Source organism: Geosporobacter ferrireducens, from assembly GCF_001750685.1.
In the GTDB taxonomy this organism is placed as follows: Bacteria; Bacillota; Clostridia; order Peptostreptococcales; family Thermotaleaceae; genus Geosporobacter; species Geosporobacter ferrireducens.
Genome location: NZ_CP017269.1, coordinates 1,550,125 through 1,567,575, shown reverse-complemented (window position 1 = coordinate 1,567,575; position 17,451 = coordinate 1,550,125). Strand labels below are relative to the sequence as shown.

At 36.3% G+C, this 17,451-nt stretch carries 15 protein-coding genes; 10 read left to right on the top strand and 5 right to left on the bottom strand.

Annotation, left to right across the window (positions count from 1 at the left end; genetic code table 11):
- Positions 1–89: 89 nt before the first annotated feature.
- On the bottom strand, positions 90–1,166 hold the full coding sequence (locus Gferi_RS07735; RefSeq protein ID WP_083273438.1) for a tripartite tricarboxylate transporter substrate binding protein: 1,077 nt from the start codon (positions 1,164–1,166) through the stop codon (positions 90–92).
- A gap of 166 nt (positions 1,167–1,332) precedes the next feature.
- On the opposite strand from Gferi_RS07735, the gene Gferi_RS07730 reads away from it, so the two are divergent.
- On the top strand, positions 1,333–2,211 hold the full coding sequence (locus tag Gferi_RS07730; RefSeq protein WP_069975174.1) for a LysR family transcriptional regulator: 879 nt from the start codon (positions 1,333–1,335) through the stop codon (positions 2,209–2,211).
- A gap of 434 nt (positions 2,212–2,645) precedes the next feature.
- On the opposite strand, the gene aroA is transcribed toward Gferi_RS07730, so the two are convergent.
- Positions 2,646–3,935, bottom strand: a complete 1,290-nt coding sequence (gene aroA, locus Gferi_RS07725; protein WP_069975172.1) for a 3-phosphoshikimate 1-carboxyvinyltransferase — start codon at positions 3,933–3,935, stop codon at positions 2,646–2,648.
- Between the two features lie 612 nt (positions 3,936–4,547).
- On the opposite strand from aroA, the gene Gferi_RS07720 reads away from it, so the two are divergent.
- Positions 4,548–5,237, top strand: coding sequence for a response regulator transcription factor (locus Gferi_RS07720; protein WP_334292699.1), 690 nt, complete (start codon positions 4,548–4,550; stop codon positions 5,235–5,237).
- Positions 5,212–7,299: a HAMP domain-containing sensor histidine kinase gene (locus Gferi_RS07715; protein WP_069975168.1), complete on the top strand. Its 2,088-nt coding sequence runs from the start codon at positions 5,212–5,214 to the stop codon at positions 7,297–7,299. The genes Gferi_RS07720 and Gferi_RS07715 overlap by 26 nt, the downstream gene beginning before the upstream one ends.
- Positions 7,300–7,449: 150 nt before the next feature.
- Here Gferi_RS07715 and Gferi_RS07710 read toward each other — a convergent pair whose 3' ends face one another.
- Positions 7,450–9,162 (bottom strand): M56/M15 family metallopeptidase, encoded by a 1,713-nt coding sequence (locus Gferi_RS07710; protein ID WP_069981345.1) that lies wholly within the window; start codon positions 9,160–9,162, stop codon positions 7,450–7,452.
- 81 nt (positions 9,163–9,243) lie between these two features.
- Positions 9,244–9,630: a CopY/TcrY family copper transport repressor gene (locus Gferi_RS07705; protein ID WP_069975166.1), complete on the bottom strand. Its 387-nt coding sequence runs from the start codon at positions 9,628–9,630 to the stop codon at positions 9,244–9,246.
- Positions 9,631–9,785: 155 nt separating this feature from the next.
- On the opposite strand from Gferi_RS07705, the gene Gferi_RS07700 reads away from it, so the two are divergent.
- The 7 genes from Gferi_RS07700 to Gferi_RS07670 all read left to right on the top strand — a co-directional run bounded on the left by Gferi_RS07700 (position 9,786) and on the right by Gferi_RS07670 (position 16,467).
- Entirely contained in the window at positions 9,786–9,977 is a 192-nt protein-coding gene (locus Gferi_RS07700) for a transposase (RefSeq protein ID WP_069975164.1), read from the top strand.
- A gap of 251 nt (positions 9,978–10,228) precedes the next feature.
- Positions 10,229–11,041 carry a DUF169 domain-containing protein gene (locus Gferi_RS07695; RefSeq protein ID WP_069975162.1) on the top strand — a complete coding sequence of 271 codons (813 nt, stop codon included), beginning with the start codon at positions 10,229–10,231 and terminating at the stop codon, positions 11,039–11,041.
- Between the two features lie 11 nt (positions 11,042–11,052).
- Positions 11,053–11,844: an ABC transporter permease gene (locus Gferi_RS07690; protein ID WP_069975160.1), complete on the top strand. Its 792-nt coding sequence runs from the start codon at positions 11,053–11,055 to the stop codon at positions 11,842–11,844.
- 42 nt (positions 11,845–11,886) lie between these two features.
- A complete protein-coding gene (locus Gferi_RS07685; protein WP_069975158.1) occupies positions 11,887–12,912 on the top strand; it encodes an ABC transporter substrate-binding protein in 1,026 nt (341 codons plus the stop codon).
- A gap of 21 nt (positions 12,913–12,933) precedes the next feature.
- A complete protein-coding gene (locus Gferi_RS07680; RefSeq protein ID WP_069975156.1) occupies positions 12,934–13,971 on the top strand; it encodes an ABC transporter ATP-binding protein in 1,038 nt (345 codons plus the stop codon).
- A gap of 176 nt (positions 13,972–14,147) precedes the next feature.
- Entirely contained in the window at positions 14,148–15,050 is a 903-nt protein-coding gene (locus tag Gferi_RS07675) for a DUF3221 domain-containing protein (protein WP_069975154.1), read from the top strand.
- A gap of 586 nt (positions 15,051–15,636) precedes the next feature.
- On the top strand, positions 15,637–16,467 hold the full coding sequence (locus Gferi_RS07670) for a CPBP family intramembrane glutamic endopeptidase (RefSeq protein WP_069975152.1): 831 nt from the start codon (positions 15,637–15,639) through the stop codon (positions 16,465–16,467).
- A gap of 165 nt (positions 16,468–16,632) precedes the next feature.
- On the opposite strand, the gene Gferi_RS07665 is transcribed toward Gferi_RS07670, so the two are convergent.
- Positions 16,633–17,340 carry a L,D-transpeptidase family protein gene (locus Gferi_RS07665; RefSeq protein ID WP_083273435.1) on the bottom strand — a complete coding sequence of 236 codons (708 nt, stop codon included), beginning with the start codon at positions 17,338–17,340 and terminating at the stop codon, positions 16,633–16,635.
- Positions 17,341–17,451 lie beyond the last annotated feature (111 nt).

The window sequence follows — 17,451 nt, the reverse complement described above, 5'->3', positions numbered from 1 at the left end:
AAAATTTTAATAATGTCGCCCTTATTTTACTAAATATTTCATAAAATAAGGGCATTGTAAGATTCTTATCCATTAATGTACATACTACCTTATTGGAATTTTGGAATTGAGAATTCCTGAGGACTCTTATTGCTAACTCCATTTTCATATTGTAACCAGCAAATCATTGATTCCCAATTCTCAAAGAATTTTCTCATAGAATTTTCATCTGTGTATTTCTCATAAAGCTTTTCTGCAGAATTGGTTTCAACATATTCAGTCCATTCTTTTTCTTCCAAAGCAGCTTTCGTAGCGTTTCTCAACATCTCCACAATTTCATTTGGCGTACCTTCTTTGACAAGCAAAGAAAGTGGTGTAAGTGGTATACTTAAATATTTTTTTGCCTCAGGCACAATTTCCGTAAATGCTGGTATATCGGGATACTTTTCAAGTCTCTCATCTGCAAATACTGCAAGCACCTTTATATCTCCACTGTCTATATATCCTGACGCAAAGGAAAGATTAGGATTTGTGAACGCAACTTGCTCTCCAAGAACCCCCAATAATGCATTATTTCCACTATCAAATGCTGTCATAGCCACTTCATAGCCTAACTCTTTCAGGATAAGTCCTTGATTATGGCCGCTTCCTCCAGGACCTGAATGGGACATTGTTACTTTTCCAGGATTTTTCTTCATATCCTCTAGTAACTCTTGCAAAGTGTTATATTTAGATTTTTTGGATACGACTACAAGCTTAGGATCATTTACTGTAACTGCAATAGGTATAAAATTGCTATATGAAAGGCTACTTGTGCCCATAGTACGATATGTCCCAATTGTTTCTGCGGAGAACAATAGTGTATATCCATCAGCAGAAGCATCATGAACAAACTTCGTTCCTATAGACCCTGAAGCTCCCCCTTGATTTGTCACAGTGATAGGTGTACCCAAGTGTTTTTCTAACTGTGCAGCAAGCATTCTTCCGTAAGTATCCGTCCCTCCACCAGCTCCATAGGGCACTATCATCGTTATGGGCCTTTGAGGATATCCATTTTTAACTGTTTCTGATTTTCCCTCATTAGAATTTGCTGGTGTCTCTGTACTTATAGTACACCCAGCTGTAGACAAACTCAAGACAAGTAAAAGGATTAGAGCTATTCCGATTTTATACTTGCTTTTTTTCATTTTATTTCCTCCCCTTTCTTATTGGTTACGTTTTCATATACTTCAAAGTACATCTAACTTTCATTACTTTAAAGAAAGTTTATCATTGATTTTTAATATTGTCTAATATATAATTTTTCATATATTTATGATGTATGAGTTATATATTTTAAAGAGGGGGAGTTATATGGAACTGTTGCAACTTAGGTACTTTAAAATGATAGCTGAAACTGAGCACATAACCAAAGTCGCTGAAGAACTTAGCATTTCTCAATCTGCATTGAGTAAAACTATTAAAATTTTAGAAACCGAACTAGGCGTTAAGTTATTTGATAGAGAGGGAAAATATATAAAGCTAAATCAGAATGGAAAAATTTTTTTAAAATATGTAAATAAAACACTTCAATCATTAGAAGATGCAAAAAAAGAATTGCTAGATCACAATCACAATTCCAAAAATGAAATTACAATATACGTACAAGCAGCTATGTTCATGCTACCCAAAATAATTTCTATGTTTAGTGAAAAACATCCTCATATAAAATTTCATATTAGCCAGAAGCAATTTAGTCCAGGCAATAAAAAATATGATTTCATGATATATATCCCCTCACCGAATGCATCCCATTCCGAAAATACAATAACACTTTTAGAAGAGGAAATCGTTCTGGCTGTAAATAAAAATCATAAGCTTGCTAACCGAAAAAGTGTATCCCTTTGTGATTTATCAACTGAAAATTTTATAAGTCTGCCCGAGTTTACCCAGCTAAGGATTTCAACAGATCATTACTGTCGCATTTCAGGATTAACACCTAACATTATTTTAGAATGCTATGACTCTCCTACCATCTTAGAGCTTGTAAAAAATGGAATGGGCATTTCCTTCGTGCCCAGATATAGTTGGGGAGATATTACAGATAAAGAGCTTTCCTTGGTTAGCATATCCTCTCCTAAATGTACTCGGCTTATAAATTTAACCTGGGATGATAGCGAATATCTTTCAAACGCAGCAATGCTATTTAAGAAACATATTATTGAATTTTATGCTAACCTACTTAAAAAATAAAGAATCTTAACATAGTCTCTCTAAATGGAGTATCAAGGATACTTATATTCTTTATTCCCAACACACTCTAGTCTAATATGCCACTAACTACTTTTATGACAAGTTGACGTTTTAGTCAGTTCACACAAAAAGGAATGATAGGATTTTATAATTGTCCTCATTCCTTTTTGTGTTTATATTCAACGGGTATGGGAAAGGCTTTTAATTATCGTTAATCTCAATCTATTATATCTGAATATAGGACCCTTTTAATTAATTCAAAACGCAAATCTTCTTCAACATACCAATATCCACCCTCCACATCTATTCTACAAGTCTGTTTTTGCGACTAATAGTATACAAATTTGTGGTATATTACTGTCTATCTTTCTTCCCCTGACTTCAACAGTTTTAATTTGCCTGTTTACTTCTTCGATACCTCATGGCAAGAATTTTTATGAAAGAATCTCAATATTTGCTCCTATCGCATTCATTATGTTTATGAAGTTTGGAAATGAGATATTAGCACATTCTACATCATTTACTATGGTTTCTCCTTCTGCAACTAGTCCTGCCATCATCAGCGCCATTGCTACACGATGATCATCATGACTTTCTACCATCGTTCCTTGAAAACCTCTTCCACCTTTTATAGTCATATGATCAAGGCCTACTTCAACTTCTACTCCCATTTTACTTAATTCTTCCTGCATAACTGCAACTCTATCTGTCTCCTTTAATCTTACTACTTCCAGTCCTGTCATTTTCATTTCACCGGAAGCATATGCCCCTATAACCGATAAGGCCGGCAGTGTATCTGGAATATCTTTACAGTCTACCTCTATGCCTTTGAGAGGTTTCCCTCCCCTTATTGTCATTCTGTGGTTTTCCACATCTTTCGTTATATCCGCTCCCATACTGATAAGTATATCTACTATGGCTTTATCTCCTTGTACATCATTAAAATCAACTCCATCTATGGTTACTTCAGAGTTTGTCATTACAGCACCTATAAGTGGAAATGCTACCCCTGACCAATCACTTGGTATTACACTATTTACAGGGCTATATTTTTGAGGTCCTTTAATTACATATCTTTTATAATCATCTTTGTGCTCTACATGTACACCATGCTTTTCCATCCAATCCAATGTCATCTTAACATATGAAATTTCTAATGGATTTTCTACATCTACCACCGTAGTTCCACTTAATAATGGAGCTGATATTAATACACCCGATACCTGTGGAGATATTTTTCCTTCAAGTCTTATGTTTTTAGCTTCCATTGGTCCTTTTATCACAACTGGTGGTGCATCTATGGACGGCCTTGTTTTAAATGCAGTTGCTCCCGTCTCACTGATAGATTCTAATAAAGTATTGATCGGTCTTCTTCTAATTTGTTCATCTCCCGTTATAACCGTTGCTCCTTCTATTGTTGCTGCCATTGCACATGCAATATATGTTGTGGTACCAGAGTTTCCACAATCTACTACGTTGTCTGGTACTTTTAACTTGCCATTTACTCCTTGCATTATCCACTCGTTGTTTTTCATTTCACAGGTTGCTCCAAAGGCCTCTGCAACTCTAACCGCACTTTTACAATCTTCACTTGTTAAAGGGTTTTTAATAATGGATTCTCCCTCAGCCAACGTAGCTATTATAACCGCTCTGATTGTGTGGCTTTTAGAGCCAGGTACCATTACTTTTCCTGATATGTTATTTTTCTTTATTATCGCTTTCATTTTTTACTTCTCCCTACTATATAAAATTTTTCTAATTATCTATACTATATTATTGTTTTTTGCTGATGTCTAATATATGATTTTATATATATTTATAACTTATAGCTCATGTAAATCCATCCTGTTAGATTTGAGAAGCTAGCCATAAAAATAGCTTTGTCAGGAGAATAAGGTTCTCTAAAGAACATCTCGATTAATAATTCTAAAAATTAAAAAGCATCCCTATTTTTCGCAATGTCTAGCAGTAGCCTAAGCTTAAAGTCACAGCTATTCATAGACATTTTCAAAATTTGATGCTATGCATGTTTAAAATCTAGCTATTCTTGATAAATGTGTTGCTTGTCTTACAGAGAAAATAAGAAGAATAGCTGTGGGTTATGCACAATACCATAATAGAAAAAATAGCAGACTATAAGTGGAGTAGTTATAATGCATGTATAACAAAAGATCCATTAATTAATTCTACTTTTGCATTAGACGAAGAGAGTTAACATTAAGAAAATCTTAAGATTTACGTTGGGGATTTATTAAGATTTAATTGTTACTATTAGTTCATACAAAATTACAAAGGATGTGATATACTATGTGCAAATTTATATATTGGAGTGGTACATCTTGAATATAATAGTCTGTGATGACGACAAAGAAATCGTCTACGCCATAAAAATCTATTTAGAAAACGAAGGGTATAAGGTATTTACAGCTTCTAATGGTTTAGACGCCCTTGAAATACTGGAAGAAAATGAGATACACCTTATTATCATGGATATTATGATGCCGAAAATGGATGGAATCAGAGCTACCATGAAAATAAGAGAGGAGAAGAATATCCCGGTGATCATGCTTTCGGCCAAGTCGGAGGATACGGACAAAATAATCGGACTAAACATGGGAGCAGATGATTATATTACTAAGCCCTTTAATCCACTGGAACTAATTGCAAGGGTCAAATCCCAGCTAAGAAGATATACAACACTGGGGAGTATGGAAACAAAAAGTAATGTATATAAAACAGGGGGTCTCGTGATAGATGATGAACGCAAGATCATAACTGTTGATGGGGAAGCTGTTTATCTTACACCGGTACAATATAAGATATTAAAGCTTTTGGCTGCAAATGCGGGAAGAGTCTATTCTATCAATCAGATATATGAAAAAGTATGGCAAGAAACTGCCTTTAACCCAGAAAATACGGTTACAGTACACATTAGAAAAATCAGAGAAAAAATTGAAATAAATCCAAAGGAGCCAAAATATCTAAAGGTGGTGTGGGGGATTGGATATAAAGTTGAAAAACTATAGTCATTCTATAATAACAAAAATGATTGCTTTTGTTCTTGTGATTCTGTGTTTTACAGGGGCAATTACATCTTTTATAAATGTGATAGCATCTCACAATAGTGATTTCGGTATTGTGTTTGAAGAAAGCTATTTTTTAAGCAGGTCATATATAGAAGAAAGTGAAGAGCTTGTAAGGAGTTTAAGAGTCTTAATCTCAGAGTACAAAAACGAAGAACGCATTCTGAATGAAGAAACCGTTACAGAAGAAGAAATGCGGAGCGAAGAAGAAAATCTATTTTCAGATTTTCAATTTAATTCAAGAAGCTACAACCCCAATGCTAGTGAAGAAGAAAACTATGTAAGGTTCAAGGAATTGTATGCAGATAAGATTTCTCAGAGAAGAGCGCAAATGATAAACCATGAGCTGCAAACATATCATCAGCTCTTACAAAGATTGGAAGAGGTCGAAGGGATTCTTTATTATGCCAGTGATGGCGTAAATGTATTTACCAATAGCCCACAAACTGAGAAAGAAAGTTTTAAAGCTTTTTCTTCCTATATGCTGTTTGATAAACAGGAAACGGTAGTATATCCATTAGAAATCAAAAACAATGAATATTATCGCTGGATTCGACCAAGAACCGACGAATTCGATCAGAAGGATAATGTTATTTATATTGCCTTTACAGAAGCGTTTTTAAATCAACGTGAAAAAGAATGGAATCAAAATAAGGGAATGATTCAAGACGCACTATATAGAATTCTAGGATTTTCATTAGGATTAATGCTGTCATTTATATATTTATTGCTCATTGTGGGGAGAAAAGCCTTTAAGGATGAGGAATTGCACATCAATGCAATAGATAGAGTATATAACGATATCAATCTACTATTATGTTTAGGGCTAATAACTTTGTGGATTGGATCTTTGCAAGCGGTAGTAAGGAACCTTAGTAATTTTAATAAAATTATCATACCGATTACCGCATTCATTGCTGTCTTTGGGTTGGTATTGGTACTATCCTTAGTGAAGCATTTCAAAAATAAGACTATCTTAAAGCATACCCTGATCTATAGAATTTTCTATAAACTATTTAAATTTGTAAAAGGTGTATATGATAGCGGAAGTGCTGGTGTAAAGATGGTGCTGATCGTGATTGGATATCCAATCATCGTTGCTGCCACATTCTTTATATTCCCAGTGACGATAGGCGCGGCAGCTTGGTTGACCCTAAAGCGCATTAAAGAATTTAACGCTATCAAAGAAGGCGTAGAAAAAATAAAGGATGGAGATATTCATCATACAATAGCAGTCAATGGAAATGGAGAGTTTGGAAAACTTGCTGCAAATATAAACAGTATTACGGATGGGTTAAAAAAGGCTGTTGACAACGAGCTAAAAAGCGAACGCTTAAAAGCGGAATTGATCACCAACGTATCCCATGATACAAGAACACCTTTGACTTCGATTATCACATATATTGATTTATTAAAGAAGGAGAAAGATCCATTAAAGACAGAAGAATATTTAGAAATACTGGATCAGAAATCTCAACGGCTTAAAGCATTGACAGATGATTTATTTGAAGCAGCCAAAGCTTCTAGTGGAAATATACCAGTAAATTTGGAGCGAATAGATATCGTATCTCTAATAACTCAGGGGCTGGGAGAGCTAAACGATAAGATTGAAGACCTAGCATTAGAATTTAAGATCAATCAACCTATAGATAAGCTATACATTACAGCGGATGGAAGGTTGTTATGGAGAGCGATAGAAAATCTATTATCCAATATATTTAAATATGCCCTGAAAGGTTCAAGGGTATATGTAGATATCGAAGATTTAGGCAATGAAATCGTTATGGTTTTCAAAAATATCTCGGCCTACGAGCTCAATATCTCTGCGGATGAACTGATGGAGCGATTTAAAAGAGGGGATGAATCGAGGAGCAGCCAAGGCAGCGGACTGGGATTATCTATTGCCAAAAGCTTGATTGATATTCAGAGGGGAAGGTTTCATATAGAGATAGATGGAGATCTATTCAAGGCAGTTATTTATATGCCCAAGAAGAATAATCAGTGAAAGTAATAAGAAAAGGAAGAGGATATACCCTATGATGCATTATAAAAAGCAGGTTTAAGGTTAACCTTAAGCCTGCTTATATCTGAATTTCTTTCTGCTGGGAGCATCTTTTAACATACTACCTTAGCTGGATGGGCTCACTGCTTCATATTATTTTTTTGATGTAGATGCCATTTCATTTAAAGCCTTTATGATGCCGTCATGCAAAGCTTGTGCTGCTTGTGTTTTAAATTCTTCGGTCATCAGTTTTTGCCTGTCCGACTCATTAGTAATATATGCAATGTGCACAATAGATGATGGCATTTTGGTATTTTTAAGCAATATCAAGCGATCCTCTTTTTGTATTCCCTGATTTGTGGTTTCTAGCTTTCCGATCAGTTCTTCCTGCAGAAGCTGAGCTGCTCTTTCTCCTGTAATGCCGTAAGAAGTATAATCCATAGAAGGATTGAATAAAGTCGTTGTGCCATTTTCTGACGGGTCAGCATTTGCATCAATGTGAATACTTACAAGCAGAGAAGCATTCAATTTATTGGCTAACTCGGCCCTTTCTGACAGTTTCATTGCAATATCTTCTTGTCGTGTTAATTCTACTTTTATTCCTGAGGTCTTGAGCATATCGTAGAGGAGCAGTGATATTTGCAGATTTAAATCCTTTTCTTTAGTTTGACTGTTATCCGGTTTCGTATAGATTGCTCCTGGATCTTCACCACCATGTCCTGCATCAATCAGCACTAATTTATCTTTTGCTTTGCTATTTAAAATAGCTGTTATTGTAGAGTCGGATACAATCGTATTATTAGCTAGGCTAGAAGCATTTTTTATATCTGCACTTTGAGAGCTGACAGGATTGGTAAGTGTTATAGCGGCTATGACTATACAACATATAATCACAGCTGCGGATATTTGATAAGAACCTTTCTTGAACATTTTTATCATTGTGATTCTCCTTTCTAACGGACTATTAATTTCAAAAAAGCTTGCAAAATACAATTGCTTATATTTATTGGAAAATAGATTGGAAAAATGAATGATGGTCATTCCGTAGTTCATCGTTTCTTCTTCTTCAAGCATTTCCATAACATAAGCGTCGCAAGCAATTTCCCTGTCATATCGCATCTTTTTTACTGTCAACCATACCAGGGGATTAAACCAGTGAACCAGTACAGTTAATACGGAAAATAAATTGGACCATAAATCTTTTCTTTTATAATGGGACAATTCATGCAGAAGTATGTGCTGGAGCTGAACTTGGTCAGCCCTGCCGCAGATATCTTCGGGAAGATAAATACGAGGCTTTATGATCCCTGAAATACATGGACTTTTAAAATAAGGATTCATATAAACAGAAATTTGTCTTTTGATCTTTACTTTTTTACGGCAATAGTCTACTAAGGAATGGATTTCTGGGTTTTCCAGTGGTTTGAAATTTTTGGTTCTGTGTTTGAATTTCATTGTAATGATATAGGAAAAAACAGCAAGAGCGAGAAATCCCATCAGCCATGTTAGAGACAATACTTTTAGGATGGACAGATGCAGATTATTTTCATTATCTGCAATATCATCCTGATATCCACTATGTTCTGTGTTACTCCCAACAAGTTCCTCTTCCATTAAAGGCTCGTGTGCGAAAGGAAGTACTTTGAAAGTTTCATTATTATTTTGAACCATAGAAGTTATCCGAAAATTCATATCAAGAAGATTGAATATGCTAAATGGGCTTTCAAACGTAACCGGTATTAGAAGCCGCAGCAACACCAGTATCCATAAAGAATGGAGAAATCTTGCTCCAAAACGCCGGTAAAATAATTTACGGATCAAAAGCAGCAGCAATATTAGAATACTTGCCATAAATGACGATCGCATAATATGTAAAAAAACTGTTTCCAAAGCGGCGATATCTGGCACCCCCTTTTATCGTTATTTGGATAAGAACGGTTCCATTGACTATTTTTTTCTTTGAGTTTTCTTTTCTTCCAGCAGCTTTTGAAGCCTTTCAATTTCCTGATCGGATAAAGGTTCCTCCTCAATAAAATTGGAGAAAAGCATACTGACTGCTCCATCATATACTTTTTCAACAAATGATTTTCGTTCAGTTCGTATACAATCTTTTTCGGAGACTAATGGGTAGTAAATATAGTTTCGTCCTGACTTTTCAAACCCTATTGCTCCTTTTTTATGAAGTCTGTTTATAAAGGTTTTGACAGTTGGTGCGGACCAATCCATTTTTTCGGATAGAGAAATTATGATTTCTTCTGAGGTTATTCGATTTCCCCTCCATATAATCTTCATTACTTCCCATTCGGCATCTGATATTTTTGGAAAGAGTTGCATCGTTTCACCTCCTTGTGTTTACAAATGTAAACTATATTCGAATATAGTTTACATTTGTAAACAGTATTTGTCAAGAATTTTATCTTATAAAAGCCAAGGGGACGTTTTGATTGCCATGTATTTAGAGTTAGGATAGGATAAAAAAGGCTGATAAAATGGCAAGAACAGCAAGAGAAAAAAGTAAAACAGGGATATATCATGTTATGTTGAGAGGAATAGATAAAAGGAATATATTTTTAAAGGATTCGGACTATGAAAAATTTATAGAGTATATTAAGAAGGCAAAGGAAAAGACAAAATTTATAGTATATGCATATTGTGTAATGACAAATCATGTACCATACTGAAAAATATAAAAGAAACAACTGGAGTAAGCAATAGGAAATTATCAAGGATACTAAAAATAGGAAGAGGCATACTAGACAAAATCAAGTAACTGGTGGCAAACAAAACGTCCCTTTGGCTTCTTTGTCTTATAAAGAATTTTTATGAGAAACATAAACTTGATAAACATTATATATTGGACAGTATTAGTAGGGCCAAGTATAATTACCAGTGGGAAACCAAATATCATTAACTAGAAAGCTGGAGAAACAACGTGGTTAACAAAGCTGATGTAGAAAAAGCCTATGCAGTATTAGATCTGGACAGGCAAATAGTTGGGATTAAAATAATTAAGTCCAAAGCAGAATTCGAGCAAGCTCAAGCCAAAGAATTGACCTACCCACTTGCTTATTGTGTAGCGGTTAAACATGCAACAAAGGGGATTGCCGTGAAAATGACCAAAAAATTTTCTGGGTGTCGGGGAAGTACGAGAGCACTTGGCCTAACCCCGCCTACAGAAAGTTTTTATAATGGTCAAGATGGTTGTGCCTTAGGCCTATATGAATCGCCCGAAATTGCAGCAAGTGTTGCCAAGCAAATGAAATTTTGTCCGCCAGATACTTATGGTGTTATGATTAAACCACTGGAACAATTTGAGGCAGACCCGGATGTCGTTTTGATGGTGGGTGATAGTTATCAGATCATGCGCGTCATACAAGGGTATTCCTATGTCTATGGCATGCAACCGAATTTTAATATGTTGGGGAATCAAGCAATTTGCGTGGAATGCACTTCTTATCCTTTGATGACAAATCAAATCAATGTTTCACTGCTTTGCTCAGGGACCAGATTTTTAGCAAAATGGCGACATACTGAAGTAGCTGTAGGAATTCCTTTTGAAAAGTTTGCGAAGGTAATCGAAGGAGTCCGTTTAACCGTCAATGCAGTTGAAATGAATGAGCGCAAGCGGGTTATCCAGGCAAAACTCGCCAAGTTAGGCTATGATGGTTCGGAAATAAGGTTTAATTATACATATTATTTGAAATTAGAACAAGAGAAACGAAAGCAGAGGAAGGAGGTTGACTAAACAGAAAGCTTATGGATAGAAAGAGAATATTGATTATTGCGACGCGAACTCTGCTGGTTGTAGGATTGATCGCATTATGGGAATGGTCTGCGATCAATCGTTGGTATAATCCCTTTTTTACCAGTTATCCCAGCGAAATCGTCAAAGATTTAATTACTTTTGCCAAAAGTGGGGATTTAGTTTATCATACCTCAATTACTCTGAAAGAAGCCTTCTTAGGTTTGTTTTATGGAACAACCATCGGAATTTTGCTAGGGATTTTATTTGGTCAGTTTGTCACGCTGGGAAAAATTTTTACCCCGATTTTGACTGCAATTAATGGTATTCCCCAGTTGGCATTAGCACCAGTGTATGTTTTATGGTTTGGTCTGGGGTTAACATCAAAAGTTTTTTTAGCAAGTCTAATGGTGTTCTTTTGTGTATTTTTTGCAACTTATAATGCCATCAAAAACATCGAACAAAATTTAGTTGAATCTGCCCATATCCTTGGCGCCAATTCTTTTCAAACCTTGTGGTATGTAGTATTACCGGCATGTATGCCCTGGATCCTTTCAGGTATCAGAGCTGGGGTGGGAGCCTGTATGGTAGGTGCGATTATAGGCGAGTATATGGGTGCTGCCGGTGGCTTTGGCTGGATGATCACCTATGCGACTTCTTTCTTTATGGTTCGCAGAGTTATGTCCTGTATCATCATCTTGCTGGTAGTAGGTATTGTATTAAATTGGTGTTTGGATAAGGTTGAAAAATATGTCCTTCGCTGGAGGGTGGAAGCCAATTTATCTATGAATATGGAAAGCAAGTGATTTCACCAAATGAATTACAAATAATTTTAAAGGAGACAAGAAATGAAAAAAATTATTGCAATGATGGTTTTAGTGGTTATGTCGGCTACCCTGATGATCGGATGTGGCACAAAAGAAACAGCGGCAGAAAAAGAACCTGTAACAGAAAAAACCAGTAACGAGTTAACCAAGGTGGTGATTTCAGAGTTTAGAAATTTAAGCTGGTTACCGGTTTATGTTGCTTATCAAAATGGCTATTTTCAGGAAGAGGGATTAGCTCCGGAATTCGTCTTATATAAAGATGGGCCAATTGCCTTCCAGGGCATGCATGGAGGAGATTCCCAATTTTGCTTGTTGTCTCAGGAACCCGTTCTAAAGGCAGAACAAGAAGGATTAGATTCTTCGATTATCTATTCTGTTTTGGATACCAGACTTTATGGGTTTGTTGGGGCGAAAGATATTAAAAGTGTCAAAGACCTGAAAGGTCAAGCGATTTTTGCAGGTATGCCAGGGTCTGCACCCTACTCTTTTGTCTCTGCTATTCTTAAAGAAGGTGGCTTAGATCCCCAAAAAGATGTTACCTTTGTTAATTTGGATTACAGTGCATCGATGACAGCCTTAAGTCAAGGAAAAATCAAAGCCAGTTACATCAATGTTGATAACCGGATAGAAATTCAAAGTATGGATGTCAATATGTTAGTGGATACTTCCAACCCGGCTGATGCTGCCAAGTACTTAAAAGCGGATGTCTTTACAGGAGAAATTATTACTACTACAGGCGAGTTTGCCAGTAAAAACCCTGAAGTCGTACAAGACTTTGTAAATGCAGTACATAAAGGCACAAAATGGATTAATGAACATAGTGCAGAAGAAGTGGCTAAATTAGTTGCGCCTTTATTCCAAGGCATGGAAGAAGATGTTTTAGCTAAGAAAATTACAATTTTAAAAGGTGCTATTACCAAAACAGGCTATATATCTGAAGAATCTCAAACAGCTGTTGAAAATTTTGCTATCAAAAATGGCGTAATTAATGCATCAATCCCTTATAATCAAATCATTGATATGCAATTTGTGAAGACAATTAAATAACTTTAAAGATGGAAAAAAGCGATGAACTATATTAGATTTGAAAACATTAAAAAATCCTTTGCTGCTAAAAGAGTCTTAGACAATATCAACATTTCCATTGAGCAGGGTGAGTTTATTACCTTGTTAGGACCTTCCGGTTGTGGGAAAACTACATTGTTGCGCTGTTTGGCAGGTTTGGAAAAAGTAGACGGCGGCAAGATTTTTTTAGACAACAGAGATATTACTTACGCTTTACCCAAAGAAAGAAATCTTAGTATGATTTTTCAGCAGTATAGTTTGTTTCCGACTATGACAGTCGCTAAAAATATTGCCTTTGGCTTAAAAATGCAAAGACTTGGCCAAGCAGAAATTAAAAGCAGGGTTGCCAACGCCCTGAAAATGGTTGATCTAGTGGGAAGTGAAAATAAGTATCCCGGACAATTATCGGGCGGGGAACAGCAACGTGTGGCCTTAGCAAGAAGCATTGTTACCAAATCAAAAGTTTTATTATTAGACGAACCGTTTAGTGCCATAGATGCTAAATTAAGAAAAGCGCTACAGATAAAAATCAAGGAAATACATGACCAATTAGGGATGACAACTGTCTTTGTGACCCATGACCAGGAAGAAGCCCTGAGAATGTCTGATCGGATTTATTTAATGTACAATGGCAAAGTTGAACAGGTGGGTTCCCCAATGGACTTGTACTTAAATCCCAAGACCACTTTTGCCGCAAGTTTTATGGGGCATTGCAACTTATTATCCCACGAGGCTTTTCAACAAGTGATAGCTGCTGAGCATGTTAAAGAAGGTTTCTATGCAATGCGTCCAGAGAATATTGGGATGACTTTGCAGGAAAGTACTGAACATACTCAAAATAATTATTATTTTAAGGGAATCGTCAAGCGGATTATTCCCCAAGGAAATATTATTCGTTATACAGTATCGGTAAATGGGAATCTTATAGATGTCGATACTTTGTTTGAAGCCAACAATCAGTTTGCTAGAAATGACGAGGTATATTTATCAATTGATAAAGAACTGATTATTTACTTCGATAGTACAAAAAAAATCAGTTAATGGGATGCTCAGGCATCCCATTTTTTTGTATATGAAAATACTAGGAGTACCGATAAGGCACCTGAGTGGAAGAATAAGACCTATACAAATCTTATCAGATAGGGAACCGGTGCAAAATTTTCATCGTCTAACTACTATAAAAGCGAATTAATTATTCTATACGAGGAGGAAAAGACATGAAATCAAAATTTGCAAAGGCTGTATTAATATGTGGAATAGCAGTAACTGCAGGCTTCTCTACGGTGGGAGCAGCTACGGTATACAATAACGTAAGTGCTACCCTGAGGCCGGATATAATGGTGAAGTACAACAATGAAGCTATTGCGCTAAAGGACGCCAATAATGAGTTAATAACTCCAATAATAATAAATGGCAGCACCTACTTACCTATAAGGGCCATAGCCAATTTAACCGGATTAAGCATTGGCTGGGACAATGAAAGCAAGACAATACTTATTGGGGATATAATTGAAGAAAAGGATGAAATCGGTGTAAGGGGTGTAGTCAAAAATCTGGTTAAGGGCAAGGATGGTGTAACCTTTTTAGTTGAAGGAAAGCTGGAGGAGGACACTATGCTGGATATAGCTTATGTGACCGTCAATATGCAAACCACAGTAATGAAGGATGGTGTGGAAATAACCAAGGACTTTGCCTATGGGGAAATTAAAGAAGGAGATATTCTAGAGACTGTCTTTACGGGTCCTATTGCAAAATCCTATCCGGCCCAAGCTGTGGCAAAGAAGATCAATATAATATCAGAGGACACAAAAACACCTGTCATAAATGCAAGAGTTAAGGCGCCGGATGTAGCAGGCAAAATAATGGAGATTGAGGAAGGCGGAAAACGCATATTGGTGGATTCTAAGAGTACCACTGTCAATGGTCTGATTTGGGTAACCGTAAATAAAGAAACGAGCTTCTTTGAAAACATTTCAGAGGATATAGCTATTGGCTATAGAAATGTCAGCAGAGAATTTGAAGTAGGAAATCATGTAGAGATAATAATAGACGGAGGGGTTAAGGAATCCTATCCAATGCAGGCAACCGCCGATGCAGTGGCAGTAAACGAAAAAAGATAAATATGCCAGCTGTGGAAAATGAGCAAAACTAGTGTATTTAATATGCATTCTTCTTTTTAAACTAAGTTAGATCATAAGAAGGGTTCAAGGAGCCGCTGCCCTTGACAACTCTATCATATCAAATCAGATTTTTTTCTCTATTGGTTAAGTTTGTTTTACACAGGATTTTCTAGTATTTAGGAAGCGTTTTTCAGTAGTTTCGAACAGGTACCTTGTCCCTATATGTTCCCTCAGACTATAAGTTTGGGGGAGTTTTTATTTAGGGAGGTCTATTCGGTGTGCAAAAATAAGAATATTTGTATTAATATATAGGGTTTTGCGTAATTGTAAAAATGCAGCAATAAATCCGATGAAATTTAAAATTGTTGAAAAAAGACAAAAAATGGTTTATATGAGAATTAATGTATTGATTGGAAAAAATGTATATGATATCGTAGATGTATGTGTAATTGTCCTGTAGAGGACATTAGTTTAGGACAGGAGACAAAATGGAAAAGTATAAGAAAACAGATCTCACTAAATTATAATCTATTTTATATATAAAACTATGTGATAGTTAATGAAATAGAAAAAGGGGGAAGTAAAGATGAAAGGAAAGAAGATTGATGTGATGTGGAAATATATAATCAATACATACCTATTGTTTTGGGTAATGATTTTAGGGATTGGCGGTTTAGCATCTATGGTGTTACACGCTCCAACTATTGTCATGAAATGGATTACAGTATTGTGCAGCTGGTCACCAACTATAGTGCTTCTGATTATGCTAAAAAATCTAAAGACCGATATGAATATTAAGAAATTCTATAAGAGAGTTTTCAAAGAAAAACTGAAAATTGGATTGATTTTGATTATACCGGTTTTAATAATTGGTATTTTTTTGCTGTCGGTATTGATTCTGTCTGCAATTGAGAAAACATCTATTACAGCACAGCTTATTTTTGTTCCATCTGCACTATACAGCACGATTCTGTTTACGATTTTACAGGGACCATCTGGGGAAGAGTCCGGATGGCGTGGATACTTGCGGCCGGAACTGGAAGAAAGATATGGTTTCATTAAAGGAAATCTCATTCTAGGTGTGGTATGGGCATTTTGGCATACGCCGCTTTGGTTTGTCGCTTCTGATTACATTGGATTGCAGGCATTGATTTATATAGTTGCAAATATAGTCGTGATGATGGCTTTAACAATTATAATGGGAATATTTATGAAGAAGTGTGATAATTTGTTCATAGCGTTCTGGATTCACTTCTGTTTTAATTTTTCATTAAGTTTCTTTGCAGGTGCTGCTACTTTTTTTGCAATTTTTTCTGTACTGTATCTGGCAACTGCAGCGGCGTTTCTTGGAATATATTTAAAAAGAAACAAAAAAGTCACATATGTTGAGGACCTGTCAAGGGGACGGGATTGTTGACACAAATGAGACTATATATTAATTGATAGAGTTTGACTGGGACAAGGAACCTGTCCCCTGCAACAAAGTTAATAATGTTGACTGATAAGGATACAAAATAGAAAGGTAAGCAATCATATTTTGCAAAATATGTGCTTACCTTTTTAACATGCATAAGTTTTTCTTTTATGGAATAATCAGCTGCTGTCCTACATAGATCACATCCACGTCAGCCACACCTACATTTGCGCTAAGAAGACCTTCAAAGGATACACCAAATCTCAAAGCAATGGAATACAAGGTGTCTCCAGGCTGCACCGTATAGGTACGGAAACTTCTTTCAGAAGGGATGATCCTAACCTCTGTACCGATGGTTGCCACAGCATAGATAAAGTTCACATCCTCATTGTACATACGGACGCAGCCATTAGATACGGCGTTGCCGATAGAAGCAGGATTATTGGTTCCATGGATACCATAGTCCTCAAAGAAACGAATCCAGCGGGTTCCAAATACCCCACCGGGGTTCATTGCCTTTTCTGTTACGGCAAAGGTACCCGTTGGGGTAGGTGTGCTAGGCTTACCGATAGCAACAGGATAAGAGGCTTGCAGTACTTCATCCAAATAGAGATATAATCTTCTCTGTGCCAGATTTACCAGAATTCGGGCTCTTCCTGCCACATCAAACAAAGCCCTGTAAGTAGCTAATCCGACTATGCCGTCAGCCTCCAGACCTCTGCTGGCTTGAAACTGAATCACGGCCTGATGTGTCCTGGGGCCGAAAATTCCATCCTGTAAACCGGCATCAAAGCCCAAAGTATTTAGCCTTTCTTGCAGATGCCGTACATCCTGACCCCTTGATCCTAATCTTAATGCCCGCGTAAAGGGAAACACTTTTCTATCACCTCCAAAATCACCTTTCTATCATCATATGTGCGGGGAGAGAGATTGGAATCTGTTTATGTGAGAATAAAAACCTTAACAAAATCTTTATACCATCCACTC

Excerpts from the sequence above, each read along its gene's own strand:
- Gferi_RS07735 (WP_083273438.1), bottom strand. The coding sequence starts at position 1,166 with ATGAAAAAAAGCAAGTATAAAATCGGAATAGCTCTAATCCTTTTACTT.
- Gferi_RS07730 (WP_069975174.1), top strand. The coding sequence starts at position 1,333 with ATGGAACTGTTGCAACTTAGGTACTTTAAAATGATAGCTGAAACTGAG.
- aroA (WP_069975172.1), bottom strand. The coding sequence starts at position 3,935 with ATGAAAGCGATAATAAAGAAAAATAACATATCAGGAAAAGTAATGGTA.
- Gferi_RS07710 (WP_069981345.1), bottom strand. The coding sequence starts at position 9,162 with ATGCGATCGTCATTTATGGCAAGTATTCTAATATTGCTGCTGCTTTTG.
- Gferi_RS07705 (WP_069975166.1), bottom strand. The coding sequence starts at position 9,630 with ATGCAACTCTTTCCAAAAATATCAGATGCCGAATGGGAAGTAATGAAG.
- Gferi_RS07700 (WP_069975164.1), top strand. The coding sequence starts at position 9,786 with ATGGCAAGAACAGCAAGAGAAAAAAGTAAAACAGGGATATATCATGTT.
- Gferi_RS07690 (WP_069975160.1), top strand. The coding sequence starts at position 11,053 with ATGGATAGAAAGAGAATATTGATTATTGCGACGCGAACTCTGCTGGTT.
- Gferi_RS07685 (WP_069975158.1), top strand. The coding sequence starts at position 11,887 with ATGAAAAAAATTATTGCAATGATGGTTTTAGTGGTTATGTCGGCTACC.
- Gferi_RS07680 (WP_069975156.1), top strand. The coding sequence starts at position 12,934 with ATGAACTATATTAGATTTGAAAACATTAAAAAATCCTTTGCTGCTAAA.
- Gferi_RS07675 (WP_069975154.1), top strand. The coding sequence starts at position 14,148 with ATGAAATCAAAATTTGCAAAGGCTGTATTAATATGTGGAATAGCAGTA.
- Gferi_RS07670 (WP_069975152.1), top strand. The coding sequence starts at position 15,637 with ATGAAAGGAAAGAAGATTGATGTGATGTGGAAATATATAATCAATACA.